Below are 241 nucleotides of genomic sequence, written 5' to 3'. Positions count from 1 at the left end.
ACATAACCAAGGCTGGAATCATGAGTGAAGCACAAAGCAAGGAACAACTCCGCGAACAGATCATCAAGCTGGTGGCCGAATACGGCGCCCTGGCCAGCGTGCCCAAGGCGTTCGAGCCCGGCGTGACCGTCATCCCGCCGGCCGGCAAGGTCGTCGGCGCGCCTGAAATGGAACTGATGGTCGAGGCCTCGCTGGACGCCTGGCTCACCACCGGCCGCTTCAACGACCAGTTCGAGGCCAG

At 63.1% G+C, this 241-nt stretch carries 1 pseudogene; it reads left to right on the top strand.

Features of this window, described 5'->3' with window-relative positions:
• Positions 1–20 precede the first annotated feature (20 nt).
• A pseudogene (locus tag ACCD07_RS32360) lies at positions 21–241 on the top strand (lipopolysaccharide biosynthesis protein RfbH); the annotation flags it as partial.

The organism is Duganella sp. Dugasp56 (assembly GCF_047304105.1).
Classification (GTDB): Bacteria; Pseudomonadota; Gammaproteobacteria; order Burkholderiales; family Burkholderiaceae_D; genus Rugamonas; species Rugamonas hordei.
The sequence above is the reverse complement of the archived record's forward strand: the minus strand, read 5'-3'. Positions and strand labels throughout refer to the sequence as shown.